The 25,232-nt window shown below is 73.4% G+C and carries 21 protein-coding genes and 1 tRNA gene; 13 read left to right on the top strand and 9 right to left on the bottom strand.

Annotation, left to right across the window (positions count from 1 at the left end; translation table 11 throughout):
- Positions 1-6: 6 nt before the first annotated feature.
- Positions 7-876: a 16S rRNA (adenine(1518)-N(6)/adenine(1519)-N(6))-dimethyltransferase RsmA gene (gene rsmA / locus AC0OO9_RS18285; protein ID WP_484511275.1), complete on the bottom strand. Its 870-nt coding sequence runs from the start codon at positions 874-876 to the stop codon at positions 7-9.
- A 51-nt stretch (positions 877-927) separates the two neighbouring features.
- A complete protein-coding gene (locus AC0OO9_RS18280; RefSeq protein WP_484511274.1) occupies positions 928-1,854 on the bottom strand; it encodes a TatD family hydrolase in 927 nt (308 codons plus the stop codon).
- An 82-nt stretch (positions 1,855-1,936) separates the two neighbouring features.
- On the opposite strand from AC0OO9_RS18280, the gene AC0OO9_RS18275 reads away from it, so the two are divergent.
- Positions 1,937-3,169 carry a hypothetical protein gene (locus AC0OO9_RS18275; protein ID WP_484511273.1) on the top strand — a complete coding sequence of 411 codons (1,233 nt, stop codon included), beginning with the start codon at positions 1,937-1,939 and terminating at the stop codon, positions 3,167-3,169.
- Between the two features lie 89 nt (positions 3,170-3,258).
- Positions 3,259-4,110, top strand: a complete 852-nt coding sequence (locus AC0OO9_RS18270; protein ID WP_484511272.1) for an alpha/beta fold hydrolase — start codon at positions 3,259-3,261, stop codon at positions 4,108-4,110.
- Between the two features lie 83 nt (positions 4,111-4,193).
- On the opposite strand, the gene metG is transcribed toward AC0OO9_RS18270, so the two are convergent.
- On the bottom strand, positions 4,194-5,996 hold the full coding sequence (gene metG / locus AC0OO9_RS18265) for a methionine--tRNA ligase (protein ID WP_484511271.1): 1,803 nt from the start codon (positions 5,994-5,996) through the stop codon (positions 4,194-4,196).
- A 149-nt stretch (positions 5,997-6,145) separates the two neighbouring features.
- Here metG and AC0OO9_RS18260 point away from each other — a divergent pair, with 149 nt between their 5' ends.
- Entirely contained in the window at positions 6,146-7,135 is a 990-nt protein-coding gene (locus AC0OO9_RS18260; RefSeq protein WP_484511270.1) for a hypothetical protein, read from the top strand.
- 193 nt (positions 7,136-7,328) lie between these two features.
- Here the strand turns inward: AC0OO9_RS18260 and rsmI are convergent, their stop codons facing one another.
- Positions 7,329-8,195 carry a 16S rRNA (cytidine(1402)-2'-O)-methyltransferase gene (gene rsmI / locus AC0OO9_RS18255; RefSeq protein WP_484511269.1) on the bottom strand — a complete coding sequence of 289 codons (867 nt, stop codon included), beginning with the start codon at positions 8,193-8,195 and terminating at the stop codon, positions 7,329-7,331.
- A gap of 66 nt (positions 8,196-8,261) precedes the next feature.
- Here rsmI and AC0OO9_RS18250 point away from each other — a divergent pair, with 66 nt between their 5' ends.
- Positions 8,262-9,977 carry a dolichyl-phosphate-mannose--protein mannosyltransferase gene (locus AC0OO9_RS18250; protein ID WP_484511268.1) on the top strand — a complete coding sequence of 572 codons (1,716 nt, stop codon included), beginning with the start codon at positions 8,262-8,264 and terminating at the stop codon, positions 9,975-9,977.
- 455 nt (positions 9,978-10,432) lie between these two features.
- Positions 10,433-11,086, top strand: coding sequence for an HNH endonuclease family protein (locus AC0OO9_RS18245; protein WP_357576559.1), 654 nt, complete (start codon positions 10,433-10,435; stop codon positions 11,084-11,086).
- A gap of 45 nt (positions 11,087-11,131) precedes the next feature.
- Here AC0OO9_RS18245 and AC0OO9_RS18240 read toward each other — a convergent pair whose 3' ends face one another.
- Positions 11,132-11,401: a hypothetical protein gene (locus AC0OO9_RS18240; RefSeq protein ID WP_484511267.1), complete on the bottom strand. Its 270-nt coding sequence runs from the start codon at positions 11,399-11,401 to the stop codon at positions 11,132-11,134.
- A 269-nt stretch (positions 11,402-11,670) separates the two neighbouring features.
- On the opposite strand from AC0OO9_RS18240, the gene AC0OO9_RS18235 reads away from it, so the two are divergent.
- Both AC0OO9_RS18235 and AC0OO9_RS18230 read left to right on the top strand, forming a co-directional pair.
- Positions 11,671-12,327: a 4'-phosphopantetheinyl transferase family protein gene (locus AC0OO9_RS18235; RefSeq protein ID WP_484511266.1), complete on the top strand. Its 657-nt coding sequence runs from the start codon at positions 11,671-11,673 to the stop codon at positions 12,325-12,327.
- A gap of 208 nt (positions 12,328-12,535) precedes the next feature.
- Positions 12,536-13,588, top strand: a complete 1,053-nt coding sequence (locus tag AC0OO9_RS18230) for a DUF4352 domain-containing protein (protein ID WP_484511265.1) — start codon at positions 12,536-12,538, stop codon at positions 13,586-13,588.
- Positions 13,589-13,674: 86 nt separating this feature from the next.
- Here AC0OO9_RS18230 and AC0OO9_RS18225 read toward each other — a convergent pair whose 3' ends face one another.
- Positions 13,675-14,364 (bottom strand): hypothetical protein, encoded by a 690-nt coding sequence (locus AC0OO9_RS18225; protein WP_484511264.1) that lies wholly within the window; start codon positions 14,362-14,364, stop codon positions 13,675-13,677.
- A gap of 321 nt (positions 14,365-14,685) precedes the next feature.
- Here AC0OO9_RS18225 and AC0OO9_RS18220 point away from each other — a divergent pair, with 321 nt between their 5' ends.
- The gene (locus AC0OO9_RS18220; RefSeq protein WP_484511263.1) at positions 14,686-16,044 is read left to right on the top strand and encodes a glycosyltransferase family 2 protein; all 1,359 of its coding nucleotides are present in this window, start codon (positions 14,686-14,688) and stop codon (positions 16,042-16,044) included.
- Positions 16,045-16,128: 84 nt separating this feature from the next.
- On the opposite strand, the gene AC0OO9_RS18215 is transcribed toward AC0OO9_RS18220, so the two are convergent.
- The gene (locus AC0OO9_RS18215) at positions 16,129-17,082 is read right to left on the bottom strand and encodes a helix-turn-helix domain-containing protein (RefSeq protein WP_484511262.1); all 954 of its coding nucleotides are present in this window, start codon (positions 17,080-17,082) and stop codon (positions 16,129-16,131) included.
- A 105-nt stretch (positions 17,083-17,187) separates the two neighbouring features.
- Between AC0OO9_RS18215 and AC0OO9_RS18210 the strand changes: the two genes are divergently transcribed.
- From AC0OO9_RS18210 to AC0OO9_RS18195, 4 genes are all read left to right on the top strand, one after another.
- Positions 17,188-18,219 (top strand): saccharopine dehydrogenase family protein, encoded by a 1,032-nt coding sequence (locus AC0OO9_RS18210; RefSeq protein WP_484511261.1) that lies wholly within the window; start codon positions 17,188-17,190, stop codon positions 18,217-18,219.
- A gap of 449 nt (positions 18,220-18,668) precedes the next feature.
- The gene (locus AC0OO9_RS18205) at positions 18,669-21,158 is read left to right on the top strand and encodes a M14 family metallopeptidase (protein ID WP_484511260.1); all 2,490 of its coding nucleotides are present in this window, start codon (positions 18,669-18,671) and stop codon (positions 21,156-21,158) included.
- A gap of 178 nt (positions 21,159-21,336) precedes the next feature.
- On the top strand, positions 21,337-22,116 hold the full coding sequence (locus AC0OO9_RS18200) for a class I SAM-dependent methyltransferase (RefSeq protein ID WP_484511259.1): 780 nt from the start codon (positions 21,337-21,339) through the stop codon (positions 22,114-22,116).
- A gap of 121 nt (positions 22,117-22,237) precedes the next feature.
- Complete coding sequence (locus tag AC0OO9_RS18195) at positions 22,238-23,203, top strand: phosphotransferase enzyme family protein (protein WP_484511258.1); 966 nt, start codon at positions 22,238-22,240, stop codon at positions 23,201-23,203.
- 71 nt (positions 23,204-23,274) lie between these two features.
- On the opposite strand, the gene AC0OO9_RS18190 is transcribed toward AC0OO9_RS18195, so the two are convergent.
- Positions 23,275-23,348, bottom strand: a tRNA-Ala gene (locus AC0OO9_RS18190).
- Between the two features lie 237 nt (positions 23,349-23,585).
- On the opposite strand from AC0OO9_RS18190, the gene AC0OO9_RS18185 reads away from it, so the two are divergent.
- The gene (locus AC0OO9_RS18185; RefSeq protein WP_484511257.1) at positions 23,586-24,329 is read left to right on the top strand and encodes a class I SAM-dependent methyltransferase; all 744 of its coding nucleotides are present in this window, start codon (positions 23,586-23,588) and stop codon (positions 24,327-24,329) included.
- 66 nt (positions 24,330-24,395) lie between these two features.
- Here AC0OO9_RS18185 and sepX read toward each other — a convergent pair whose 3' ends face one another.
- Complete coding sequence (sepX, locus tag AC0OO9_RS18180) at positions 24,396-25,187, bottom strand: divisome protein SepX/GlpR (protein WP_484511256.1); 792 nt, start codon at positions 25,185-25,187, stop codon at positions 24,396-24,398.
- Positions 25,188-25,232 lie beyond the last annotated feature (45 nt).

Below are 25,232 nucleotides of genomic sequence, written 5' to 3'. Positions count from 1 at the left end.
GTCAGCCTACTGCGCGGCGGGTGGGGCGGCCGGAGCCGACGCGGCGATGGCGGCGAACTGCTCGACGGTGAGCGACTCCCCGCGTGCGCCGGGGTCGACGCCGGCGGCGGTGAGCGCGTCGGCGGCCCGGTCCGCGCCGCCGGCCCAGCCGGCCAGCGCGGCGCGCAGGGTCTTGCGGCGCTGCGCGAAGGCCGCGTCCACCACGGCGAAGACCCGTTCCCGGGGTACGTCGGCGCGGGGTGGCTCGCGGCGGGTGAAGGCGACCAGCCCGGAGTCGACGTTCGGCACCGGCCAGAAGACGTTCGGCGGGACCTTCCCGGCGGCGCGGGACGAGGCGTACCAGGCGAGCTTGACCGACGGCACGCCGTACACCTTGGAGCCGGGACCGGCGACGAGCCGGTCGGCGACCTCCTTCTGCACCATCACCAGCCCGTGCCGCAGGCTGGGCAGCTCGGCGAGCAGGTGCAGCACCACCGGCACGGCCACGTTGTAGGGCAGGTTCGCGACCAGCGCGGTCGGCGCGGGTTCGGCCAACTCGGCGGCGCGGACGCGCAGCGCGTCGGCGTGGTGCACGGTCAGCCGCGCGGCGTCGGGCCCGGCGTGCCGGGCTGCGGTGTCGGGCAGCGCGCCGGCCAGCGTCGCGTCCAGTTCCACGGCGTGCACGTGCGCGGCGGCCGGGAGCAGGGCGAGGGTGAGGGAACCGAGGCCGGGACCGACCTCCAGCGCCACGTCGTCCGGGGCCAGCCCGGCGGCGGTGACGATGCGCCGGACGGTGTTCGGGTCGTGCACGAAGTTCTGGCCGAGCCTCTTGGTGGGGGTGACGCCCAGCCGGGCGGCCAGTTCCCGGATCTCCGCCGGGCCGAGGAGACCGGTCACGCCCCGTAGCCTATGCGGCCCGCCGTAGGTGAAAGGAAGGGCCCCTTCCTTTCACCAGGGGCCGAAGGCGCGGTCGCCGGTGGCGGAGACGGCGGCGCAGAGCTCGTCCAGGTCCGTGCCCGTCGTCTCGGCCAGCGACCGTACGGTCAGCGGGATCAGGTACGAGGCGTTCGGCCGGCCCCGGTGCGGCATCGGGGTCAGGTAGGGCGCGTCGGTCTCGACCAGGATCTGCTCGACCGGGGTCAGCGCGGCGGCCTCCCGCAGCGCGGCGGCGCTGCCGAAGGTGACCGTGCCGGCGAAGCTGAGCAGGTAGCCCCGGCGGACGCACTCGCGGGCGAAGTCGGCGTCGCCGGAGAAGCAGTGCAGCACCACGGTGTCCGGCGCGCCCTCGTCGTCGAGGATCCGCAGCACGTCGGCGTGTGCCTCCCGGTCGTGCACGACCAGGGTCTTGCCGTACCGCTTGGCGATGGCGATGTGCGCCCGGAAGCTCTCCTCCTGGACGGCGCGTCCCTCCTCGCCGGTACGGAAGAAGTCCATCCCGGTCTCGCCGATCCCGCGCACCCGCTCGCGGGCGGCGAGCGCCTCGATCTCGCGCAGCGCCTCGTCCAGGTCGGGCAGGCGGGGGGCCTCGTTCGGGTGCAGCGCCACGGTGGCCAGCACGGCCGGGTGGTCGTCGGCGACGTCGGCTCCCCAGCGGGAGGAGGCGACGTCCACCCCGACCTGCACGAGCCGGTCGACGCCGACCGAGGCGGCGACGGCCACGGCCACGGCGACCGGGTCCTCGACGGGTACGACGCCCGGGGCCCCGTCCGCCCGCGGCTGCGGGGGCACGCCGGCCTCGCTGACGGTGATGTCCAGGTGGGTGTGGCTGTCCAGCACGGGGCGGGGCAGCGGCTCGGGCACGGGCGGGAACTCCCCGGCCCGGCGGGCGGCGCGCTGCTTGCGGGTTTCGGTGGGCTCGCTCATCGCGGCCAGCATCACACACCGCCGGTGGCCCGCGTCGTGGGGACGCCACCGCCTGTTCACCGGGACGGCACATCTCGCGCCTAGCGTCGTCGGCGTGACCATCACCCCTCAGGCCAGCGGAAACGGCCCGCGTGTGACGTACGGGGGCGTGGTGTACCCGGCGGAGGAGATCGCCCGGGGCGCGGCGTACGAGCTGTTCAGTGCAGAGGAGGCACCCGGCTTCGAGTGGGCGCCCCGGCCCGGGGCCACGCTGCCGTGGCGCAGGTTCGTGCACGCCACCGAGGTCACCGTCGTGCCTCCCGTGGCCGATCCGGGCGACGAGGCGGAGTCCCCGCTGCTGGTGCCGCTGCACCGCGAGCGGGGCTGGGCGTACGTGCAGCAGCTCAGCCAGCAGCCCGCGGCGGCCGGGGACCCGACGCTGGCGGCGGTGCGCGCCTCCGCGGTCATCCGGCGGGGCACCCGGATGGTGAAGGTGCTCTCCGCGCGGCAGCTCGCCGGTTACGTGCGCGGGTGGCTGCCGCACGGGTTCTGCTACCGGGAGCACGACGTGGCGCACCTGCGTACGCCGTCGGCGACGGCCGTGCTGCGCACCGACGGCGCGGACGGTCCCGACGGCGCGGACGTGACGTACGCGCTGCGCTGGCGGGCGGCCGACCCGGCCGACTACGACGTGCCGGTCGGCGCGGCGCACCGGGGGCTGACCGCGCTCGCGCCCCGGGACCGGCTGGGCGGGGCGGTGCTCGGCACCGGTTTCGTGCCCAGCAGCGCCCAGCTCGTCCCGGAGTTCGTGACCCGGGACTTCGCGGACCTGCCGATGCCGGCGAACGCCACCCTGCTCGCGTACCCGGCCGACGGCGTGGAGGTGGTGCTCTACAGCTACCAGGCCGAGCAGCGCGGCTGGCTGCGGATGGCCGGCCCGCAGTGGCGGCACCTGCTGGCGGCGGTGCCGGGGCTCTCCCCCGACCAGGAGTACGTGCCGACCGGCGAGGCGCCCCGCTCCACGCGGCTGGTCGGCGGCTACGCCGGCGGCGAGTACGAGGCGGTGGCGGACCAGCCGGGCGGGTTCCGGGTGCTGGCGATGACCCGGGCCGCCCGGTACCCGGTGGAGTCGGCGGCCCGCCGGCTGCGGCTGGCCGACTGGCGGGGCGTGCCCTGCCTGGTGCTGCGGGAGGAGTCCGGGTGGTTGCGCCTGCGCCTGCGTCGGCCCGGCCCGGACGCGGTGGCGGAGACCGGGGCGCAGTGCCAGGAGCGGGGCGTCCACGAGACGTGGGCGCCCGCGTCCGAGGTCACCGACGACCGGGTGGTGGACCTGCCGTACGCGCTCTGAGCAGGGCCGGGCGCCGGTTTCAGGCGGCATAACCCCGGGTGGGGTGGGAAAGCGCGGGCGTCCGACCGTCACGTGACCAGGAGACGCGCATGCCTTTCATCACCGTGGGGACGGAGAACTCCGCCCCCGTCGACCTGTACTACGAGGACCACGGCTCCGGTCAGCCGATCGTGCTGATCCACGGTTTCCCGTTCAACGGGGCGACCTGGGAGAAGCAGGTCGGACCGCTGCTGGCTGCCGGGTACCGGACGATCACGTACGACCGGCGGGGCTTCGGCAACTCGGCGCAGCCGGCGTCCGGGTACGACTACGACACGTTCGCCGCCGACCTCGACGTGCTGATGTCGGAGTTGGACCTGCGGAACGCGATCCTGGTCGGCCACTCGATGGGCACCGGCGAGGTGACCCGCTACCTGGGCGTGTACGGCTCGCAGCGGGTGGACCGGGCGGTGCTGCTGGCCCCGCTCGCGCCGTTCCTGCTGAAGACCTCGGACGACCCGGAGGGGGTCGAGAAGAGCCTCTTCCAGGGCTTCCAGCAGGCCATCATCGACGACCGGTTCGCCTACCTCACCACCTTCTGCGAGGCGTTCTTCAACTACCAGGAGAACAAGGGCAGGCTGGTCAGCGAGGAGGCGTTCCGGGCGCACTGGGAGATCGGCGCCCGGGCCTCGGCGAAGGGCACGCACGACAGCGTGGACGCCTGGCAGACCGACTTCCGGGGCGACGTGTCCCGCATCGACGTGCCGGTGCTCATCGTGCAGGGCGACGCCGACGCGGTGCTGCCGTACCCGGCGACCGGTCAGCGGCTCCAGCCGATGCTGCCCGGCAGCCAGCTGGTGACGCTGAAGGGCGCGCCGCACGGCATCCCGTGGACGAACGCGGCCGAGGTCAACCGCAGCATCATGGACTTCATCGGCGCGCCGGCGATGGCCCGGACCTGACGCGCCACCGGCTCCGGGTCCGGGCATGGCGGCGACGGGCGCGGCCCCCTCGGGGGTCGCGCCCGCCGGCACGCAGGCGGCCGTCAGTCGGCCAGGCGGGCGAGTTCCTCGTCGACGATCGACGGGTCGAGCTTGCGGAAGACCGGCTTCGGCGCGGCCAGCGGCCGGCCGGCCTCCAGCGGTACGGACTCCCAGCGCGCGCCGACGGTGTAGTCGCCGGTCAGCACCGGGTACGCGGGCCCGCCGTCGAGGTCCTCGACCTCCTCGATGACCGGCATCGGGGCGTGCACGCCGGTGCCGCCGAGCAGCTCGTGCACCTGCTGCGCGGAGTGCGGCAGGAACGGGGTGAGCAGCGTGTTGGCGTCGCTGACCACCTGGAGGACGACGTGCAGGATGGTGCCCATCCGCGGCTTGTCGTCCTCGCCCTTGAGCTTCCACGGCGCCTGCTCGGAGAGGTACCGGTTGGCCTCGGCGACCACCCTCATCGCCTCGCCGATGGCCTGCTTCTGGCGGTGCCGGGCGATCAGGTCGCCGACCGTCGCGAAGCCGGCCCGGGCGACAGCGAGCAGCGCCTCGTCGGCCTCGGTGAGGCCGGCCGGGTCGACGGGCGGGATCGCGCCGAAGTTCTTCGCCGCCATGGAGACGGACCGGTTGACCAGGTTGCCCCAGCCGGCGACCAGCTCGTCGTTGTTGCGGCGCAGGAACTCCGCCCAGGTGAAGTCGGTGTCGTTGCTCTCCGGGCCGGCGGCGGCGATGAAGTAGCGCAGCGCGTCGGCGTCGTAGCGCTCGAGGAAGTCCCGGACGTAGATGACGACCCGGCGGGAGGAGGAGAACTTCTTCCCCTCCATGGTCAGGTATTCGCTGGAGACCACCTCGGTGGGCAGGTTGAGCCGGCCCAGCTCGCCCGGCGCGCCGTCCCGGCTGCCCTCGCCCGAGTAGCCCGAGAGCAGCGCCGGCCAGATCACCGAGTGGAAGACGATGTTGTCCTTGCCCATGAAGTAGTAGGCGCGGGCGTCCTTGCCCTCCCCGTCGGTGGACCACCACCGGCGCCACGCCTCGGGGTCGCCGGAGCGGCGGGCCCACTCGATCGAGGCGGACAGGTAGCCGATCACCGCGTCGAACCAGACGTAGATCCGCTTGTCGGGGCGCTCGCGCCAGCCGTCGAGCGGGATCGGCACGCCCCACTCCAGGTCACGGGTGATGGCCCGGGGCTGGAGGTCGTCGAGCAGGTTCCTCGAGAAGCGCAGCACGTTGGGCCGCCAGCCCTCGCGGGTGTCGAGCCACTGCCGCAGCACGTCGGCCAGGGCGGGCAGGTCGAGGAAGAAGTGCTCGGTCTCGACGAACTTCGGGGTCTCCCCGTTGATCCGCGACTTCGGGTCGATCAGGTCGATCGGGTCGAGCTGGTTGCCGCAGTTGTCGCACTGGTCGCCGCGCGCGCTGTCGTAGCCGCAGATCGGGCAGGTGCCCTCGATGTAGCGGTCGGGCAGCGTCCGGCCGGTGGACGGGGAGATCGCCCCCATGGTGGTCTTCGGGACGATGTAGCCGTTGCGGTACATCCCCTCGAACAGCTCCTGCACCACCGCGTAGTGGTTGCGGGTGGTGGTGCGGGTGAACAGGTCGTAGGAGAGCCCGAGGCCGTGCAGGTCCTCCACGATCACCCGGTTGTAGCGGTCGGCCAGCTCGCGCGGGGTTACCCCGTCGGCGTCCGCCTGCACCTGAATGGGGGTGCCGTGCTCGTCGGTGCCCGACACCATGAGCACGTCGTGCCCGGCCATCCGCATGTACCGGCTGAAGACGTCGGAGGGAACGCCGAAACCGGAGACGTGGCCGATGTGGCGCGGGCCGTTGGCGTACGGCCAGGCGACCGCCGCGAGAACGTGACTCATGACCAGCAAGCCTAGTGACCCGCTCGCGGTGACCGCGAACCAATAGGGCCCCCGGCCCGGCGGCCCGGCGGGACCGGGTCCGATGTTCGCCCGATTTGTCGCCGACACGCGGCCTGAGCTGCCGGCGGACGCCATGGTCGCGGGGTGCAATGAACGCCGTGACTGGCAGACGAGCGGCCCGGGATCGTGATGACCGTCCCTCCGGCCCGACGGACGACGGCGCGGGGAGGACGCCGCGCGGCACCCGCGCGCCGCACCCCCGGGCGGTCCAGGCCGCCGCGCCGCCGGAGTCGCCACCGGAACCGCACGTCGAGGCCGTCGGACCGGTGGCGGCCCCGCCGTCCGCCGCGCCCGCCGTCGAGGTGGAGCCCACGACCGGGGCGCCGGTCGACGCCGTACCGCGCCGGGTCCCCGTCCGGCAGCCGAACCGCTGGCCCCGCCGGGGGCGTCCGTCCGCCGGTGACCCGCCGGACCGGGACGACGGCGGGCGTACGCCGGACGGCGGAGACGGTGCCGACGGGGCGTACTGGCCGCCGATCGAGCTGGTGCACTGGGACGGCACGCCGATCCGGGAGGAACCGCCGCACGAGCGGGAGCGGTCGGCCCGGGAGGATGCCGCGCGGCGGCGGGCCCGGCGCACCCCGCGTCCGCCCGATCCGCTGCCGGGGCTGGCCGCCCTGCTGGCGCTGAGCCTGGTGGCGACCTTCTTCGCCTGGGTCAGCGCGGACCCGTTCTGGCTGGCGGTGGGGCACGCCACCCGGGGCACGGTGGTGATCGCCGACTGCACCGGAGGCGGCCTCGCGCAACGCTGCCGGGGCAACTTCGCCCCCGCCGACGAGACGTGGACCGCGTACGGCGTGCGGGTGAGCGGGGTGGCCGCGGAGCGCACCGCGACCGGCACGGTCCTGCCGGCCCGGATGACCGGCCCGGACGGCGGCACCGCGTACGCGGACACCGGCGCGGCCGGGCACCTGCGCTGGCTGCTCGGCCTGCTGGTGGTGCTGGGCTGCGGCGCGGGGATCGTCCGGTGGACCGGGTCCGCCCGGATCGCCGACCCCCGGCTGCGCCGCTGGGCGGTGACGGGTGCCGCAGCCGGCCCGCTGGCGATCACCCTCGGCTTCCTCGTCGCCGCCTGGTGAACCCGTCGGGCGCTGCCGGGCGCCCGACGGCCGGGCCGCCGCCGAGGGTGCCCGGCCAGTCCTGGCCGGGATCCCGGTCGGGCCGCGTCGAGATCCCCGTCGGGCCGCGTCGGGTGCCCGGCCGGGCCTGATCGGTATCCCAGCCGGGCCGGGTGGAGATGCCAGCCGGGTGTCAGGCGTGCCGACCCGGATGTCAGGCGTGCACGACGGCGTAGACGTCGCGGCGGCGCAGGGCGTACTCCGAGGCGACCTCGGTGATCGCGTCCCGGCGGGACAGCCCTGCGGCCTCGCGGGCGGCGACGGCGGCGCGCAGCGTGTCGTCGTCGGGCCGCTCGGGGGCCGACTCGGGCGCACCGGCCACGACGAGGGTGATCTCGCCGCGCGGCTCCCCTTCGGCCGCCCAGTCGGCCAGCTCGCCGAGCGGGCGGCGGACGATCTCCTCGTACGTCTTGGTCAGCTCGCGGCAGAGCGCGGCGGGCCGGTCGGCGCCGAACGCGGCGGCCAGGTCGGCGAGCGCGGCGGCGATCCGGTGCGGCGCCTCGAAGAAGACAAGCGTCCGCTCCTCGGCGGCGAGCGCCCGCAGGCGGGACCGGCGGGCGCCGCCGGTGCGCGGCAGGAAGCCCTCGAAGCAGAACCGGTCGCAGGGCAGGCCGGACAGTGCCAGGGCGGTGGTGACCGCGCTCGGGCCCGGGGCGGCGGTGACCGGCACGCCGGCGTCCAGGGCGGCCCGGACCAGCCGGTAGCCCGGGTCGGAGACGCTCGGCATGCCGCCGTCGGTGACCAGGGCGACCAGGTAGCCGGCGGTCAGCACGTCGACCAGCTCGGGGGTGCGCCGCTCCTCGTTGCCCTCGAAGTAGGAGACGATGCGGCCGCCGACGGTGACGTCGAGGTCCCGGGCCAGCCGGGTCAGCCGGCGGGTGTCCTCGGCGGCCACCACGTCCGCGGCGGCGAGCACCTCGCGGAACCGGGCGGAGGCGTCGGCGGGGTTGCCGAGCGGCGCGCCGAGCAGGACCAGGCGCCCGGTTTCGGACTTTTCACCCACGAGATGCAACTCCTTCATCGACGGCTTTACCGGTATCGGGGACGACGGGCGCCACCGGGCACCTTCGCAGCCTACGATCGCCGGGTGACGAGTGCGTCGACAGCACAGAGCGCGGACCAGGCGGGGCAGGACCTCACGGACGGCGGTCCGCCGGAGGGCACGTCCCCGGCTTCCGGCGGGATCCCCGGCGTGGTCCGGCGGCGGCTGGCCACCGTCGAGGCCCGGTTGGACGGGCGTTCCTGGCTCGCCACCGGCGTGATCGTCGCCATCGCGGCGATCCTGCGCTTCGTCGGCCTGAGCCACCCGCCGGGCAAGATCTTCGACGAGACCTACTACGCCCGGGACGGCTGGGGGCTGATCGACAAGGGCGTCGAGTGGAACTACAAGGACGGCGGCCCGTCGTACGTGGTCCACCCGCCGCTGGGCAAGTGGCTGATCGGGTTCGGCGAGTGGGCCTTCGGCTACTCCGACGCGGAGCACGGCATCTCCGTGCCGGGGCACCTGATGACGACGGCGCCGGAGTTCGGCTGGCGGGTCTCGGCGGCGGTCGTCGGCACCCTGTCGGTGCTGCTGCTGGTCCGCATCGGCCGCCGGATGTTCCGCTCGACCGCGCTGGGCTGCGCCGCCGGCCTGCTGCTCGCGCTGGACGGCTTCCACCTGGTGCTCTCTCGCACCGCGCTGCTCGACATCTTCCTGCTGTTCTTCGTGCTGGCCACGTTCGGCGCCCTGGTGCTCGACCGGGACGCCCGGCGCCGCCGGTGGGCCCGGGCGCTGGAGGCCGGCCTGGACCCGGGCCGGCCCGGGCGGGCCGGACGGCCGGCGGGCGGCTGGCGGAACTGGCCGTGGTGGCGGCTCGCCGCCGGGGTCCTCTTCGGCTGCGCCTGCGCGGTCAAGTGGAGCGCGCTCTACTTCCTGCCCGTCTTCGCGCTGCTGGTGATCCTGTGGGAGGTCGGGGTCCGCCGTTCCGCCGGCGTACGCCGGCCGTGGCGGGACGCCCTCCTCGACGAGGTGCCGTGGCTGGTGCTGGCCGGCGTGCTGATGGTGCTCACCTACGTCGCCACCTGGTCCGGCTGGCTGCTCGGCGACGAGGGCTACTACCGGCTGGCCGAGCGCTACCCGAACGCCCCGCTGAGCGACACCCCGGTCTTCGGCGCGTTGAACAACCTGATCGAGTACCACAAGGCCGCGTACGGCTTCCACGCCGGCCTCGACGACCCGCACAAGTACCAGTCGTGGCCGTGGCAGTGGCTGCTGCTCGGCCGGCCGGTCGCCTTCTACTGGGTTGGCAACGGGCCCTGCGGGGCGCCGAGCTGCGCCTCCGAGATCCTGCTGCTGGGCACCCCGTTGCTCTGGTGGTCGTTCCTGCCCGCGCTGGCGGCACTGGCCTGGCTGGGCCTGGCCCGGCGGGACTGGCGGGCGGGGGCGATCCTGCTCGTCGTGGCGGCCGGTCTGCTGCCCTGGTTCTGGTTCGCCCTCGACGGCCGGACGATGTTCTCCTTCTACACCGCACCGGTCCTGCCGTTCCTGGTGCTGGCGGTGGTCTACGTGCTCGGCGCGATCATCACGCCGGCCGGTCCACCGGGCGCCGTCGCCGCGCAGCCGGGAGACGGCGGCCCCGCCGCCGCGCGCGTCGAGTCGGACGAGCTTCGGGACCGCCGGCTGGTCGGCGGGGTGATCGCCGGGGCGTACGTCCTGCTGGTCGCGCTCTGCTTCGCGTACTTCCATCCGATCTTCGTCGGGAAGGTGCTGCCGTACGCCGAGTGGTCGGCGCGGATGTGGCTGGACGGCCGCTGGATCTGACGGACGGCACGGCACCCGCCGCGCGCCCCCGGGCGGCGCGGCGGGTGCACAAAGAACGGGCCCGCACGCGGTGGCGTGCGGGCCCGTTCGACGTAGATGCGCGCCCCGATCGCCTGCCACGGGGGAAGCGGGCGATTGGGGCGCGCATCAAGAGCTTAACCACCACCTACCACTGGCACAACGGGTCGACTTCGGTCAGATTTCCGACCAACGCGACACCGCACGGATGGTTTACATCCGGCACCTAACGGTCCGTCATCTTGCGCAAACGGTACGGATCGGCACCCCGGCAGCAACGGGCTCTGCCAGATTTCGCAGTGATCGGGATTCCCATCGATGGGAGACTTCCCGTAACGTATCGATAGATTTGGTTCTCCAGTAACCCTGGGTCCGGTCCGTCGGCACCCGGGCCGGTTGCACTGTCAGCCATCCCGATCGATCGGACGGAGTTCACGATGACCCGTACCCTCCGCTGGACCGGCGGCCTGCTGGCCACCGTCACCGCCGCCACCCTCGGCCTGTCGGCTCCCGCCCACGCCGCCACCGTCTCGGTACCGCTGCGCACCCTCGTCGCCGACCTGCCGGTGGCCACCGAGGTACGCACCGGCTACAACCGGGACCTGTTCCCGCACTGGACCGACGCCGACTCCGACGGCTGCAACACCCGCTACGAGGTGCTGATCGCCGAGGCCACCACCCGCCCCACGGTGGGCTCCGGCTGCCAACTGACCGGCGGGCGCTGGCGCTCCTACTACGACGCCGCCTACTGGACCAACCCGTCCGACCTGGACATCGACCACATGGTTCCGCTCGCCGAGGCGTGGGACTCGGGGGCTCGCAACTGGACCACGTCGCGGCGGCAGGCGTTCGCCAACGACCTCGGCGACGTCAGGTCGCTGGTCGCGGTGACCGACAACGTCAACCAGGCCAAGGGCGACCAGGACCCGGCCACCTGGCAGCCCACCAACGAGAAGTGCCGCTACGTCGGCGAGTGGGTGGCGGTGAAGACCCGGTGGCGGCTGAGCGTCGACAGCGCCGAGAAGAGCGCGTTGACCAGCCGGGCGAACTCCTGCACGAACATCACGATCACGGTGACGCACGCGTACTGACCGCCGGGCACCCCGGGGCGGGCGACCAGCCGCGCCGGGGTGCGGTCAGGAGGCCCGGGGGTTGCGGGGCAGCCAGCCGAGAAACCGGCCCTGGAGGGACGTGCCGGCGGACGGCGGCAGGTCCTGCGCGGCGGCCGCGAGACAGGACCCCAGGTACACGCTGAGCATGGCGCGGTCCCGCCGGTACTCCTCCAGCAGACGGGACCGCTTGGCCGGGCACGGCCAGTCCGCCCCGCACGTGCCGCAGGTCCAGGCGGGAGCAAGTGGGGCGTGCTCGTCCGTGCCGGACGCCGAGGACTCCGTACCACCGGTCATCGCACTCCCTCTCCGGATCACGTGGCGACCCGCCCCGGCGGACCGGTCGACAGTGGACCGGCCCCTGCCCACCGGCGACGCCCTGTCAGCGCCGCAGGACGCTGCGGTGTTACGCCTTGCGGTACGTTCACCAACCATGACCCTCGCGACGCCGACCGTGGACGGGGCGCCGGCCCGGCGGTCCGGCCGCCAGCCGCCGCACCGGCCACCGGCCGGCGGGCCCGACGCCGGGCGGACGCGCGTGCGGTCGTACCTGTCGGCAGGCGGCGATGCGTGACCTGCTGCCGTCGTCCGTGGCGGTGGCCGTGGCCGGGCCGGCGGACTGGGTCGGCGAGCTGCTGCCGGCCGAACGGGCCTGCTTGAGCGAACGCGCGGTGGACAGCCGCCGCCGCGACTTCACGGCCGGGCGGGTCTGCGCCCGGCGGGCGATGACCGCGCTGGGCGTGCCCCCGGTGGCGGTGCCGACGGCCGCAGATCGGTCGCCGGTCTGGCCGACCGGTGTGGTCGGTGCCATCACCCACACTGCGGGCTACTGCGCAGCCGTCGCGGCCCGCGCCGGCGAGGTCCGGTCGGTCGGCATCGACGCAGAGGGGCACCGGGAGCTCAACGCGGGCGTACGCCGGCTGATCTGCCTGCCCGAGGAGCAGGAGCGGTGCGCCCGCCTGCCGGTGGGGACCTCCTGGCCGGCGGTGCTGTTCAGCGCCAAGGAGACGATCTACAAGGTGTGGCACCCGGTCGTCGGCACGTGGCTGGACTTCCACGACGCGCTGGTGGAGTTGGATCCGGACGCCGGCACCTTCACCGCCCGCATCGCCCCAGCGCGACTCGACGCGGCTCCGCTCGCCCGTCCGCCCGCGCTGGTCACCGGCCGGTTCGCGGTGGACGACGCGCTGGTCCGCACCGCCGCCGTCCTGCTGCCCGGTTGACCCGGGCACGGAATCCGAACAGGGGACGGCGCGGCGCTGCCGGAGACGCGAAGATGGTCCGTTGTCCGCGCACGGTAGCGTCAGCCGCGTTTGCCGTCGTCGTCAGGTGCCTAGGAGTACGGTGAGTCACCCCCCGCCCCCTTACGGGCCGCAGGATCCGAACCGACCGAGCCCGGAGCAGCAGCCGCAGCCGTACCCGCCGGCACCGATGCCGCAGTTCCCCGCCGACCAGGGCGGTCACCCGCCGCAGCCGCCGACCTCCGGCGCCCCGCAGGCCACGGGCGACCCGTGGGCTCCGCTCCCGCCCGTACCGCCGCAGCAGCCGGCCGGCGACCCGTGGGCCGCGCCGCAGCCGCCGGTCTCCGGGGCACCGCAGCCCCCGGTGTCGGGCGCGCCCGGCGAGCCGTGGGCGCAGCCGCCGGTCTCCGGGGTGCCGCAGCCACCGGTCTCCGGGGTGCCGCAGCCGCCGGTGTCCGGGATGCCGGGCGAGCCGTGGGCCGCCCCGCACCAGCCGACGTCGGGCACGCCGTACCCGCCGGTGTCCGGCACGCCCGGGTATCCGGCCGCCGGGCCCGGCTACCCGCCGCCCGGTGGACCCGGCTACGCGCCGGGTGGGCCAGGCTACCCGGGCGGCGCGCCCGGTCACCCTTTCGGCGCGCCGCATCCGGTCGCCCCGCCGAAGAAGAACAACACCGTCCTGATCGTCGTGGCCGTGGTGGCCGTGCTGGCCCTGCTCTGCTGCGTCGGCGGCGTCGTCGCCCTCGTCGCCGGCGCCAACAAGGCGGCGAACGACCTGGAGAAGGCCGCCGCCCCGAGAATCACGTTGCAGCCGGACGGCCCCTCCCCGGCGGCGAGGGACGGCGAGAACTTCAACCTGAGGCCCGGCGCCACCCTGGTGGTCTCCGACGACGACGGCACCATCGAGATCACGGTCACCCGGTTCACGACGGAGACCAAGGGCTGCCGGTCGTACGCCCCGCCCCCCGACAAGGGCATGTACCTGATCGCCCACGTCACCGCGACGGTGACCAAGGGCAAGAGCTCCATCAACCCGTTCTACTTCAACTGGGTGGCCGCCAACGGCACCACCGCCAACGGCCTGGCGAGCGCGCTCTCCGGCTGCGGCGACACCCTGGGCTCCGGCAACAACCTGCCCGAGGGCAGCAAACGCGCGGGCACGGTGGTGTTCAACGTGGCCGACAAGAACGGCGCGCTGGAATACCAGCACAGGTTCGAGACCACCGGCTCCTGGCGGCCGTGAGTCACCGCTCGTGACGGGAGGCCGGCCCCCTGGAGTCCGGCCTCCCGCGCTCTTCCCGCCGGCCGTCCCGTCGGGGCCGGCGCTCGTCAGCGGCCCTGCTCCAGCAGGTCGGCGACCGTGATCAGCGGGGTCGTCAGCGACGGCACCAGGGCGGCGTCCTCCAGCCGACCGCGCCGGTAGGTGACCAGTTCCGCCCCCCGCACGCTCCAGGCCGGCACCGCTCCCGCCAGGTGCGCGGCGATCAGGGTCGGCCCGACCAGCGCCTGCTGCCCCGGGGCCGCCGCGGCCACCCGCCACTGCCGGTCGAACTCCTCGTGCCCGGTGGCGTAGGTGTCGCTGCCGAACAGCGCGCGGCCCAGTTTCGAGAACGCGTGGCGCGGTCCGACCGCGAGCGCCGGGAACGACCGCCGCAGCCACACCGAGCAGACGACGTACGTGTGGGTGTGCGTGGTGGTCGTCTGGTTGCCGTCCGCGCCGGTCGAGCTGTGCGTCTCGGTGTACGCGTACTCGGCCACGCAGACGGGTCGGCCCTGCAACGTCCCGGTCAGCGCGAACCGCACGCCCCGGCGGTTGCGGCCCGGCACCCGGTCGGTCCAGGTGATCTGGGGCCGCTCGGCGAAGGTCCAGCCGTACCGGGCGGCCCACTGTCGCCAGTGCTCCCGCCGCTCCCGCTCCCGCCGGTGGGACGCCACGACCAGCGCGACGACGCCCGCCACGAGCAGGACGGCCACTGCCGCGCAGCCGCCCATCCAGAACACACCCGCCATCCGCTCCACGGGCCGCAGCGTAGTGACCGGCCGCACGCGCGCCCGTCCCCGTACGGTGCCGGTTGCCGGCCGGGTTGCGGGGTCTCCTCGACGCCGCGCCCCGCGTCCGTCACCCGGCGTCGTCGGGACCCCTGTCGATCCACTGATCGCACCCCAGACATCGACGAATCGATTGATCCTCATTTGGCGCGCTGCTTAGCTCCCACCGGCACCGTCGACGACGACGGTCCTGGCCGGAACGTGAACCCTACGCGTGACCCGACCGGGCCGCGCTCCCGCGCGAGGCGCGTCAACGGAAATCGCGCACCACCACCATGACGGGGAAGTCGAATGACGGCACGGACGAACGACGCGGTCGAGCTGAGCGTGGTCATACCCACCTACCAGGACGCGCAGTGCCTGGCACTGACGCTGCGGTCGTTGACGCGACAGACGGTGAGCCCCGAGCGCTTCGAGGTGGTGGTCATCCGCGACGGCGGCTCCCCCGCCGGTTACGCCGACGCCGTCGAGGCCGCCACCGGTCTCGACCTCCGCCTGCTGGAGTTCCCCCGACGGCGGGGACGCTCCGCAGCCCGCAACGAGGCGGTCCGGCACACCCGGGCGCCGCTGCTGTTGTTCCTCGACGCCGACTCGTACGCCTCCCCGCAGTTGCTGGAGCGCCACCTGGCCCACCACGCCGTCGCCGGCCGGCCCGCCGTGCTGATGGGCCGGCGCGACGAGCTGAGCCTGGAGCACGTCGAGGCCGCCCTCGACGACGGGGAGATGACCGACGTCCCCCGCCGCCGCGCGGACCGCGCCGGTGACCTGCGTTTCCCGCACGGTCAGCCCCCGGGGCCGGAGTGGCTCCGGGCGGGCTGGGCGCTCGCCTACACCCACAACATCTCGCTCGCCCGGGACACCTTCGACCGGGCCGGGGGGTTCGACGAACGCTCCGGGCTGCGCTGGGGCCTGGAGGACATCGAGCTGTTCTACCGGGTGCACCGGCACCTCGGCGTGACCGAACTGAACTTCGCCTTCGACGACGAGGCCCGCGCCTTCCACCTCCCGCACCACCGCAACACCGACCGCGACTGGTCCGACTTCGCGGCCAACCGGAGCCTCCTGACCGGGCAGTACCACGTCATCGAATGGGAGTTCTACGGCCTGCTGGACGTGTACGACTCGCTTGAGCGCATCGTGTACTACCGCTCCGCGGCCACCGACTGCGCGCGGCGCTCGACGTGCCGGATCGGGCCGGCGTTCGACCGGCTCGCCGACCGCCTTCCCGGCCCCCGCGTGCTGTGGGTTGGCACCGGCAGCGATCAGGTCGACCTGCCGACCGGGGCGCTGACCTTCGACTACGCCGCCCCGCCGGGCCCGACGAACCACCACCTGGTCGGCATGGACCCGCCCATCCCGCCGGGCAGCCTCGACGCGGTGGTCAGCGTCGACTTCTGGCGGTACCTGCGGTGGGACGACCTCTGCCGGTTCGTCAACACCTCCGGACGGCTCGCCCGCGAGGTGCACCTGGTCGGCACGGGCGACACCGGTTCGGCGCCGCTCACCCCGGGGCCGGCGGTGCTGGACTACCTGCGCCGCGCCCTGAGCGCCGCGTTCGCCACCAGGCTGACCCACGTCGACGGGCTCGGTGAGGTGCTCACCCTGCGGCCCCTGCCTGCCGCCGCTCGGAGGAGCCCGACGCGCGTGTGACGTCGCCGGCGACCGCAGGCGGTCACCGGTACGCGGGTCAGGCGGGCGGCCGGAGCAGGGCCGCGCCGGCCCCGTGGTGGCTCGTCAACGCGCGCCGGACCGGGTGCTGCGGAAGGTGCGGCGGTAGGTGTCCGGGGGCACGCCGACGGTGCGGTTGAAGTGCCGGCGCAGCGTCGCGGCGGTGCCCATGCCGGTGGCCGCCGCGATGGCGTCGATGCTGTCGCCGGTGGTCTCCAGCAGCTCCTGGGCGTGCCGGATCCGCTGGGTCAGCAGCCATTGCAGCGGCGTGGTGCCGGCCACCGACCGGAAGTGGCGGCCCAGGTTGCGTGAGCTCATGTTCGCCCGGCGGGCCAGGTCCTCCACGGTCAACGCGTGGTCGAGCCGTTCGATCGCCCAGGAGAACAGCTCGGCGAGCGGATGGTCGTCCTGGTCGGGCACCGGGGCGGTGACGTACTGGGCCTGTCCGCCGGCCCGGTGCGGGGGTACGACCAGGCGGCGGGCGAGCGTGTTGGCGACCGCCGAGCCGTGGTCGAGGCGGACCAGGTGCAGGCACAGGTCCATCGCGGCGGCCTTGCCGGCGGAGGTGAGCACGCTGCCGTTGTCCACGTAGAGCACGTCCGGATCGACCTGCACCCGGGGATAATGGGCCGCCAGGGCCTCGGTGTGCGCCCAGTGCGTGGTCGCCCGTCGGCCGTCCAGCAGGCCGGCGGCGGCGAGCACGAACGCCCCCGTGCACAGGGAGGCCACCCGCGCGCCCGCCTCGTGGGCCGCGCGCACCGCGTCGACGAGGTCGGCGGGCGGGTCCACGTCGACGTCGACCCACCCGGGAACGATCACCGTGTCGGCGTGCACGAGCTGGTCGAGCCCGCAGTCGGGCTCCAGCCGGAACCGGCCGACCCGCACCGCGCCCGATCCGCAGACGGTGACGCCGTACCAGGGGTCGACCACGCCGGTCAGGTCGGCGCCGAAGACCTCGTACGCCAGGGACAGCTCGAAGTGCAGCATCCCGTCGGTGACGGCCAGCGCGACGGTAGCCATGTCCGAAACTGTACGGCAGGTGTCGTTCCAGACACTCGCGCCGCCGAGCCACCGCCACCAGGATGAGCGGAGTTGATCAATCAGGCACGGAAACTGGGAGAGCTGATGGGATCGGGTCGGACGGTGGCGGTCTTCGGCGCGTACGGGCACACCGGGCGCTTCGTGGTGGCGGAGTTGCGCGCCCGCGGGTTCGTACCGCTGCTCTGCGGACGTGACGCGGACAAGCTGCGGGCGCTCGCGGCGTCCTGTCCGGGTCTCGACATCCGGCCGGCCCCGGTCGACGACCCGGCCTCGCTCGACCGCGCGCTGGCCGGCGCGGCCGCGGTGGTCAACTGCGCCGGGCCCTTCGCCGTGACCGCCGCCCCCGTGATCGAGGCGGCGCTGCGCGCCGGGATCCCGTACGTGGACGTGGCGGCCGAGATCGAGGCCAATCTCGACACATTCACGCACTTCGCCGATCGCGCCCGTGCCGCGGGAACCGCGGTGGTCCCCGCGATGGCCTTCTTCGGCGGCCTCGGCGACCTGCTGGTCACCGCAGCGATGGGTGACTGGACGGCGGCCGACGAGGCCCACGTCGCGTACGGGTTGAGCGGTTGGCATCCCACGCCCGGGACCCGCGCCGCCGGCACGGTCTCCCGGCAGCGCAGGGACGGCCGGCGCGTCCGCTTCAGCCAGGGACGACTGGAGTACCGCGACGACACCCCGCCGGCTGTGCGGTGGCCCTTCCCCGAGCCGATGGGAACCCGGGCCGTGATCGGCGAGTTCAGCATGGCCGACATCGTCACCGTCCCCAGCCACCTGGCCATCCCCGAGGTCTGCACCTACATGACGGTCGAGGCGGCCGGCGAGTTGGCGGCCCCGGCGACACCGGCCCCGGCCGCGATCGACGACAGCGGACGGTCCGGGCAGACCTTCGTCGTCGACGCCGTCGTGCGCTCCGGCGGCGTGCGACGGCGTGCCGTGGCGAGCGGCCGGGACATCTACGCCGTCAGTGCGCCTCTCGCCGTGGAGGCCGTCGACCGTGTCCTCACGGGACGGACCAGGACCGTCGGCGTCGCCTCCGCCGGCGCGATCTTCGACGCGCCCGACTTCCTCCGCGCCCTGTCCGGGCACGTCTCGGTCGACCTGCGCCCGTAGGCCTTCGTCCGGGCGCCCTCGACGGCGCCACTGTCGTGGTGGTCGCCGGTCACGTTCGCCACCTGCGGCGCTGGCCGGCACACCGAATCCTCAAGGTTGCCTCTGGCCGTCGCAGCAGAGGGTTGATCAAACGGCTCAGGCGATGCAAAGATCCAGGTCAAGCCACGTCGTCGACGTGAAAGACGCCTCCGCCGCCTCAGTTCCGCCCATGCTCCGCACGGTCCTCGACGCGATCCGTCGAGGCCTGGATCGCCGTGGGCGGACACGACGCACTGCATCCGACGAACCCGGCCCGCTCACACCCGGCACGGTCCTCCGACGCGATCCGTCGAAGCCGGGCTCGTCGTGGGCGGGCGCGGCATGACCATTTTTGGATGGATCGATGCGGTCCGGCCCGCGCTCGGGCCGGCCGCGACCTCACTGACGGCCACAGACAGAAGGAGGGGAGCATGCGAGGTAGACAACCACGCATCGTGTTCTTCGCGATGTCCGCCCTGGTGGCAACCACTTTCGTGGCGACCGCGCCTGCGGGCGCGGACCCCGCGAGGCCCACCGCCACGGGTTCCGAAAAAGCCCACCACGCGGATCACGAGTCGAACCACGTACGCATCAAGCTGACCGGATCCGACATGCTCGACAAGGTGGTGGCCGCCGGCTACGACGTCGATCACGGCCTCACGCGCGTGCCGGACGGCATCGAGGGCGAGGCGCACGTGGACGCCGGGCAGGTCGCCGAGCTCAAGGCGATGGGCGTCAAGATCCTCGGCGAGAACGAGCGCTTCACCTGGAGCGACGTGGCCGACGGCGGCTTCCGGGCCGCCGGGGCGCGGGCCGCCCAGCCGCTCGCCCAGCCGGCGCAGGTGACCGAGGCGAACGACGCGACGGTACGGGTCGTCCGCGCCGACTGGTTCACCACGAAGGGCCAGGGCTTCCTCTACGTCGAGGCACGGACCACCCAAGGTGGACAGACCAACCCGATCGTCCTGATGCAGCTCGAGAACGACTCGGGCGTCGGTACGCCGTTCGGCTCCGCCCGGACGATGAGCCGCTTCGTCGACTCCGGGCAGTACATGTTCCACCGGAACCTGTTCAAGCTCGACGCGCGTCCTGACCAGATCAGGGTCACCAGCTCGACCGGCGGCGTCACCACCGGCAAGGTCTCCGACTGGCTCGAGGGCGCTCCGCCGCCGCTGACGGACAACCCCGGCTACAAGTCGGACTTCATCGACGGCTACAAGCATCCGCAGCAGCTCTTCAGCCGCGCCGAGGAGATCGCCCGGCAGTACCCGGACATCGCCGAGATCGTCTACCTGCCGCACAAGACGAACGGCTACCAGCGCAAGGCGCAGGCCACGATCGGCGGTACCGGGCAGGCGGCGGTCGTCGTCAGTTCGGCGGCGTGGGGCCACGAGGGTGGCAACGACGTCACCGTCGAATTCGTGGAGCGGCCGGGGGCGAGCCTCCCGCTCGGCGTCGACGTGTCGGGCAAGGCGGTCCGCGTCCTCCTCGCGAAGGACGCCAACGGCGCGCTCGCCAGCACCGCCGCGCAGGTGGCGGCGGCACTGGAGACCCAGTCCCAGGGCCTGATCGACCGGGCGCACCCGTACCGCAGCAACGCCGGCACCGGGCTCGTCGTGCCGACGTCCGCCCCGGTCGCGCTGAGCGACTTCCTCGACCAGAAGCGCGTCGGCGCGCCGGAGGGCGAGGTGCCCCGCGGCGAGGCCACCATCCCGGTCCTGCGGATCGGCAAGCACCGCGACGGCCGCAACCCCGGTGTCCTGATCCAGGCCCAGGACCACGCCCGCGAGTGGGTGCCGGCGACGACGACGCTGGAGACGGCCGAGCGTCTGGTGCACAACTACAGGACCGACCAGGACACGAAGAAGATCGTCCAGGAGACGGACATCTTCCTCGTCCTGTCGAACAACCCCGACGGCGCGAACTACAGCTTCTACAACTACGCCTCGCAGCGTAAGAACCTGACGAACCACTGCGAGGACGCGAACGCCGACCCGGACCGCCGCAACTCGTGGGGCGTCGACCTGAACCGGAACTACCGGGTCGGGTCGGGCCACGACGGCTACGCCGGTGGGTCGACGGTCTGCACCAGCGGCACCTACCAGGGGCCGGAGAAGCTGTCCGAGCCCGAGTCGAAGAACATCGTCTGGCTGGTCGAGAAGTACTCGAACATCAAGTTCATGATGTCGGTGCACTCCAACGGCGGCCAGCTGTTCTGGCAGCCGGGCGCCTACATCGCGGACGGACGGGTCACCACGCCCCGTCCGCCGCTGGGCGACGAGGCGTTCTACTGGCAGTCGGCCGGCAGGATCCTGTCGCAGGTCAAGGCGTACCGGGAGACCGTCGTCACGCCGGAGAACGTCGGCGGCTCGTCGGACGTCCTGTACTCCTCCGCCGGCAACGTCCGTGAGGACATGTACCACACCTACGGGATCTACTCCTTCGGCTGGGAGGTCGGCGGCTCGATCTACAACCCGGCCACCGGCAACTGGCAGGGCGGCTCGTTCCAGCCGGCCTGGGAGGGCAATCCGGCGCTCGTCAGCGGCCACTCCGAGACGATGGAGTACGCCAACGGGATCATGGAGATGTTCCGGATCGCGGCGGAGTGGGGTAAGGACAAGAAGAAGCCGACGTCCGAGCTCGTGCCTGGCGGCGGCAGGTACACCGGGTCCGTCGACGTGCGCTTCGAGACGAGCGAGCCCGCCACCATCTACTACACGACGGACGGCAGCCGGCCCACCCTCGAATCGCCGCGATACCAGGCCACCGAGTTCCGTGAGCCGGGGCAGGTCTTCCGCGTCACCGGGACCACCACGTTCCGCTGGTTCTCGGTCGACGCCTCCGGCAACGTCGAGAAGGGCTACGACCCCGAGAAGAACGGCAAGAACTACCGCTCGGCGACGGTCACGATCGTCAAGTAGGTAGCGGCATCAAGTCGTTGCCTCGTCGGTGCGGTCTCCCGCACCGACGAGGCAACGAGCTTTCCACCGCGGGTCACGGCCGGCCGGCCGCCGCCGTGGTGCCGCCGGGCGATCCGGCGTCCGCCGCCCGGGCGGAAATGCCGGCTGCGCCGCGGCCCTCGGCCGCTAGCGTGGGGCAATGTCTCTTGACCCGGTAGCACACAACCGCACCGCCTGGGACCGGCAGGTCGAGCAGGGCAACGAGTGGTCACGCCCCGTCTCCAGCGAGACGATCGCCAGGGCGCGGGCCGGCGACTGGTCGATCGTCCTGATCGGCTACCAGCCCGTCGACCGCTCCTGGTTCCCCGCCGAACTCGCGGGCACGGACGTCCTGTGTCTGGCCTCGGGCGGCGGGCAGCAGGGTCCGACGCTGGCCGCCGCCGGCGCCCGGGTCACCGTCTTCGACAACTCGCCGCGTCAGCTCGAACAGGACGAGTCGGTCGCCCGGCGCGACGGCCTGGAGCTGCGTACCGTCCTCGGTGACATGCGCGACCTGTCGGCGTTCCCGGACTCCTCGTTCGACCTGGTCTTCCACCCCGTGTCGAACCTGTTCGTGCCCGAGCTCGCGCCGGTGTGGCGGGAGTGCTTCCGGGTGCTGCGACCGGGCGGGACGCTGCTGTCCGGCTTCCTCAACCCGGACGTCTTCCTCTTCGACAACGAGGCGCTGGACCAGCGCGGCGAACTGGTGGTGCGCCACCGGCTGCCGTACAGCGACCTGACCCACGTCCCGGCGGCGGAACGCGAACGCCTGTGGGGCGCGGACGCGCCGCTGGAGTACAGCCACACGATGACCGCGCAGATCGGCGGTCAGCTCGCCGCCGGCTTCGTCATCGTCGGCTTCGAGGAGGCGCCGCACCACTCCGACGCCACCGCCGGATGGCTGCCCGGCTACTTCGCCACCCGGGCGGTGAAGCCGTGACGGCGGGCGGCTGACAGGTGGCCTGGCCTTGCCGACCCGACTCACGGGCCAGCCAGGTGCCCGGGCGCCCGCAGCTGGCAAATCCCTTGCCGGCCGGACTGCCAACTGCGACGCTCCGCCGATGATCGACAGGCCTGGCGTCGACGAACGGCTCCTGGCGGCTGAGGTGGCCGCCGCCTGGGCCGTCACCATCGTCGACCTCGTGTTCATGCCGGTAGGGCTCGACGGGCACGCATGGGCGTACCGGGTGGACGCGTCCGACGGCGAGCGATACTTCCTGAAGCTGCGCCGCGGCACGTTCACCCGGGCGGCCGTCCTGCTGCCCGGGTTCCTCAGGGCGCAGGGCGTCGGGCAGGTCGTGGCACCCATCGACCTGCCGGACGGCGGAGCCTGTCACGGGTTCGGGGAGTACCAGCTGCTGCTCTACCCGTTCCACGACGGCGGCAGCCTGTGGCGGCGCGGCCTCACCGACCGCCAGTGGATTGAGTACGGCGAGTTCCTGGGTCGGCTGCACGCCGTCACGCCGAGCGCAGACCTCGCCGCCGTCCTGCCGGTCGAGACCTACCGGTCGAACGCTGGCGAGCGGCTGCGAACCCTCGGCGGGGAGGCTGCGGCGCACGAGACGCTCGGCGCCTTCTGGGCCCGGTACGGCGCCGCGCTGCACCGGTTGGCGGAGACGGTCGACGAGCTGGCCTCCCGCGTGACGCACGCTCGACACGTCATCTGCCACGCCGACATCCACCCCGGCAACCTGATCGCTGACGGCGACGGTCCACTGCACGTCGTGGACTGGGACGCGCCGATCCTCGCGCCACGCGAGCGGGACCTGATGTTCATCCACAGCCAGGACTTCGGCGACCACCCGATCGACGCGCACCGCGCCGAACTCTTCCGCCGGGGCTACGGCCCGCTGGAGCCGGACCAGACCCTGCTGAGCTACTACCGCAGCGAGCGGCACCTCGACGACGTCACCGAATTTCTGCGTAGCATCCTCAACCCCGAAACCAGTCCGGAATCTCGCGCCAACGACCTGCACTGGCTCACCCGCATCGCCGAGACCGTCGCCGACCCCGGCTACGCGCCCTGATGCTGCACTCCGCTGCCGTACGAGATCAAAAAAGGCCGTCTCCGACGAGCGGAAACGGCCTTCGAAATGGGTGGAGTTGAGGGGATTCGAACCCCTGACCCCCTCGATGCGAACGAGGTGCGCTACCGGACTGCGCCACAACCCCTCCGCCGGCGGACCGGCATCGGTCCCACCCGGCTTTCACCGGGCGGGCCGGCGCCAAGGCTAACAGGTTCACCGCCCCCGCCGCGAATCCACCCCCCGCGCGCCGAGATCTTGGCAGGGAACGGCCCCTCCGGGGGCCGCCAGCCACCAAGATCTCGAAGAGGGACCCCAAGGAGGGGGAGCCGATGGGCGCGAAAGTCGGTGGACATCACGGGCGGTGGTGGGAAGCGTGGGGCGCATGCGACAGGAAGACGTCTGGAACGACGACACCGCCCGCCGCTACGACACCCCCGGCACCGGCATGTTCGCCCCCGAGGTGCTGGGGCCGACCGTGGACCGCCTGGCCGAGCTGGCCGGCGGCGGGGCGGCGCTCGAATTCGCCGTCGGCACCGGCCGGGTGGCCGTCCCGCTCGCCGCGCGCGGGGTGCCGGTCACCGGCATCGAACTGTCCCGCCCGATGGTGGAGCGGCTGCGGACGAAGGCGGACGAGGCGACCGTTCCGGTGGTGATCGGTGACATGGCGACCGCCGCCGCCCCGGGCGAGTTCTCGCTGGTCTACCTCGTCTACAACACGATCTCGAACCTGCTCGCCCAGTCCGAGCAGGTGGCCTGCTTCCGCAACGCCGCCCGCCACCTCGCCCCGGGCGGCCGGTTCGTGATCGAGTTGTGGGTGCCGGAGCTGCGCAAGCTCCCGCCGGGCCAGCAGGCGACGGTCTGGTCGTCCGAGCCGGGGTACATCGGCCTGGACACCTACGACGTGCTGCGCCAGCAGGTCGTGTCGCACCACTTCCGGTTCGACGAGAGCACGCACGCCCGGCTGTTCCGGTCGCCGCACCGCTACATCTGGCCGGCGGAGCTGGACCTCATGGGTCAGCTGGCCGGGTTCGAGCTGGAGAGCCGGTATGCGGACTGGTCCGGCGCCGAGTTCACCGCCGACTCGCGGTCGCACGTGTCCGTCTACCGCCTGCCGGCCACGAGCTGACGCGCGGCGGGCCGGACCGACCGCCGGCCACGACCGGCGCATCAGGCGAGAGAGAGACGTGGCCGGTCAGGCCGAGTGGGAGCCCCGGCCGGACTGGTAGGGGCGACCGCGCAGGCCACCCGAGCGGCGGTAGGAGACCGAGCCGCCGTTGGCCGCCGCCGGCAGGTCCGCCGGCCGGTCCAGACCCATCGCGGCACGGCGTACCACCTCGCGCTGGGCCGCCAGGCGGCGCTGCGCCTCGCGGCGGGCCGCCGCCCGGCGGGCCTGCTCCCGCCGCACCTCCGCCTGCCGGGCGGCCAGCCACGCCGCCTCGCGGGCCTGCGCCCGCCGCCGCCGGCGATCCGCCAGCGCCAGCCGCCGCAGGTGTACGACGTACGCGACCAGCAGCGCGGCGGTGACCCCGAAACTGATCCAGAAGCCGGGGCTGACCACGATCACGCCGATGAGCTCGACGAAGTTCAGCAGCAGCAGCGCGGCGAGCACGCGGCGGCGCCGGTAGACGGCGGGGGTGTGCTGTCGGCGGGGCGGCGGCCGGCGGCGGCCCTTGCGGGGGGCCGGCGGCACGGCGCGCAGCCGCTTCGACCGGCGCGTGGCGGGGGGCGCGGAGACCGGCGCGGAGAGCCCGCCCGTGTTCGCATTCTCACTGAGGGTGATGACGAGGCTTCGGGGCAGGTGCACCGGGCGGCGCCCCGGCACAGTGCGGCGCCGCCGGCGGCGCTGGAGCACCCGCGCCGTCGACTGCGCCCGCTCCGCCACCAGCCGCTCGGTGGCGTCGTACCGGCGAACCAGCGCCGGGGCGAGGGCGAGCAGACCGGCGGCGGCGAGGACGGCGAGGAGCACCGAGGTCGGCACCCTCACCCCTCCCGTCACCGAATTCGGAGCAACCGCCGCCCGGCCGCAGGA

The organism is Micromonospora sp. USAFONa4 (assembly GCF_057197825.1).
Note: the sequence above shows the minus strand (reverse complement) of the source record. Positions and strands in the feature narration are given on the sequence as shown.

Coding starts and splice junctions, on each gene's coding strand:
- AC0OO9_RS18245 (WP_357576559.1), top strand. CDS start 10,433: ATGACCCGTACCCTCCGCTGGACCGGCGGCCTGCTGGCCACCGTCACC.
- AC0OO9_RS18240 (WP_484511267.1), bottom strand. CDS start 11,401: ATGACCGGTGGTACGGAGTCCTCGGCGTCCGGCACGGACGAGCACGCC.
- AC0OO9_RS18210 (WP_484511261.1), top strand. CDS start 17,188: ATGGGATCGGGTCGGACGGTGGCGGTCTTCGGCGCGTACGGGCACACC.
- AC0OO9_RS18200 (WP_484511259.1), top strand. CDS start 21,337: ATGTCTCTTGACCCGGTAGCACACAACCGCACCGCCTGGGACCGGCAG.
- AC0OO9_RS18185 (WP_484511257.1), top strand. CDS start 23,586: ATGCGACAGGAAGACGTCTGGAACGACGACACCGCCCGCCGCTACGAC.
- AC0OO9_RS18220 (WP_484511263.1), top strand. CDS start 14,686: ATGACGGCACGGACGAACGACGCGGTCGAGCTGAGCGTGGTCATACCC.
- AC0OO9_RS18230 (WP_484511265.1), top strand. CDS start 12,536: ATGCCGCAGTTCCCCGCCGACCAGGGCGGTCACCCGCCGCAGCCGCCG.
- AC0OO9_RS18260 (WP_484511270.1), top strand. CDS start 6,146: ATGAACGCCGTGACTGGCAGACGAGCGGCCCGGGATCGTGATGACCGT.
- metG (WP_484511271.1), bottom strand. CDS start 5,996: ATGAGTCACGTTCTCGCGGCGGTCGCCTGGCCGTACGCCAACGGCCCG.
- AC0OO9_RS18195 (WP_484511258.1), top strand. CDS start 22,238: ATGATCGACAGGCCTGGCGTCGACGAACGGCTCCTGGCGGCTGAGGTG.
- AC0OO9_RS18205 (WP_484511260.1), top strand. CDS start 18,669: ATGCGAGGTAGACAACCACGCATCGTGTTCTTCGCGATGTCCGCCCTG.
- AC0OO9_RS18235 (WP_484511266.1), top strand. CDS start 11,671: ATGCGTGACCTGCTGCCGTCGTCCGTGGCGGTGGCCGTGGCCGGGCCG.
- AC0OO9_RS18270 (WP_484511272.1), top strand. CDS start 3,259: ATGCCTTTCATCACCGTGGGGACGGAGAACTCCGCCCCCGTCGACCTG.
- rsmI (WP_484511269.1), bottom strand. CDS start 8,195: ATGAAGGAGTTGCATCTCGTGGGTGAAAAGTCCGAAACCGGGCGCCTG.
- AC0OO9_RS18215 (WP_484511262.1), bottom strand. CDS start 17,082: ATGGCTACCGTCGCGCTGGCCGTCACCGACGGGATGCTGCACTTCGAG.
- AC0OO9_RS18280 (WP_484511274.1), bottom strand. CDS start 1,854: ATGCTGGCCGCGATGAGCGAGCCCACCGAAACCCGCAAGCAGCGCGCC.